The sequence below is a fragment of the Desulfovibrio sp. 1188_IL3213 genome, from assembly GCF_036763145.1.
Classification (GTDB): domain Bacteria; phylum Desulfobacterota; class Desulfovibrionia; order Desulfovibrionales; family Desulfovibrionaceae; genus Desulfovibrio.
Genome location: NZ_JBAIYR010000581.1, coordinates 1 through 1,189, shown reverse-complemented (window position 1 = coordinate 1,189; position 1,189 = coordinate 1). Strand labels below are relative to the sequence as shown.

Here is a 1,189-nt window from a genome sequence, read left to right as displayed (position 1 = left end):
AAGAGTGTAGTATGATGGCTCAAGTCCAAAATCTCCTTGTGTGGCAAGTTGTTGTGGTAACTTCTTATACCACATACTGCTGAGATTTTGGACTTTTTTGTTACCCCTTAGCCGGACAGCAATGTTATGACATGATCTTTATGGACGTGTATATGCCCGTCATGGACGGCCTGCACGCCACCCGTGAGATCCGCCTCAACCTGCCCAGAAATCCGCAGGGCAAAGCTGTACCCATCATCGCCATGACAGCCGTAGCCATGCCAGAAACCATGGATGAAATCATGCAGTCGGGCATGGACGACTATCTTGCCAAACCCTTTAACCTGGTAACGCTGCGCAACAAAATAATTCAGTGGCTCGGTCTCTGCTGAGCGCCCTTGCCACGCCTCCAGAACCTGCGAAGAAAAACATGTCCGCCAAGATCGCCAAGACCAATGCCGCCCGCCAACTGGAAAAACACGGCATCCCCCACACCCTGCATCAGGTTGCCGTGGATGAAAACGACCTTTCCGCCGTCACCATGTCCTGCCGGCTCGGGGTCGAGCCGCAGCGCGTTTTCAAAACCCTGGTTGCCCGTGGGGACAAAACAGGCGTGCTCATGGCCTGCATACCCGCCGGGGCCGAGCTGAACCTCAAGGCCCTTGCGGCGGCCTCGGGCAACAAGCATGCGGAAATGGTTCCGCTCAAGGACGTGCGCCCCCTGACAGGCTACGTGCGCGGCGGCTGCTCCCCCCTTGGCGGCAAGAAAAATTATCCCGTTTTTGTGGACGCCAGCGCCCTTGAGCAAGACAGCATCTATATAAGCGCAGGGCTGCGCGGCGTACAGATTTGCCTGTCTTCCCAGGATCTGCTCCGGGCGGTGGACGGCGTTACCGCCGCTATCGCCCGCCCGGACTGATACCAAGGGCTGATACCCGGACTGATGCCCCACGCACTGGTCCATCTTCGCGTATCCGCGTACATCCTCACACATTCTGGCCGTCAGTTGCGGTAAAACCTGTCCCCGCCGCCTGACAGCCCCAATGGCCGGGGATATGCACCCGCCGCAGTCTGCCGCCGTTTTGCGGCAGGATACTGCCCGACCAGTCGCACGTCCTGGCCCACACCCACCAGAGCGCAAAACTTGCGGCCATGCTTGCGCCCCACAGCAAACGAGACACGCGCCTCATCCGCACCCCCCCCCCCCCCC

At 59.2% G+C, this 1,189-nt stretch carries 2 protein-coding genes and 1 pseudogene; 2 read left to right on the top strand and 1 reads right to left on the bottom strand.

Going from position 1 to position 1,189, the window contains the following annotated elements; all coding sequences use genetic code 11:
- Nucleotides 1–125: 125 nt before the first annotated feature.
- Nucleotides 126–371: pseudogene (locus V6C16_RS13770) on the top strand (response regulator); the annotation flags it as partial.
- A 38-nt stretch (nucleotides 372–409) separates the two neighbouring features.
- The gene (gene ybaK / locus V6C16_RS13765) at nucleotides 410–898 is read left to right on the top strand and encodes a Cys-tRNA(Pro) deacylase (protein ID WP_333535424.1); all 489 of its coding nucleotides are present in this window, start codon (nucleotides 410–412) and stop codon (nucleotides 896–898) included.
- Nucleotides 899–965: 67 nt separating this feature from the next.
- On the opposite strand, the gene V6C16_RS13760 is transcribed toward ybaK, so the two are convergent.
- Nucleotides 966–1,160 carry a hypothetical protein gene (locus V6C16_RS13760; RefSeq protein WP_333535423.1) on the bottom strand — a complete coding sequence of 65 codons (195 nt, stop codon included), beginning with the start codon at nucleotides 1,158–1,160 and terminating at the stop codon, nucleotides 966–968.
- Nucleotides 1,161–1,189 lie beyond the last annotated feature (29 nt).

Bases quoted from the DNA above. Each gene is read 5' to 3' on its own strand.
- ybaK (WP_333535424.1), top strand. From the start codon at position 410: ATGTCCGCCAAGATCGCCAAGACCAATGCCGCCCGCCAACTGGAAAAA.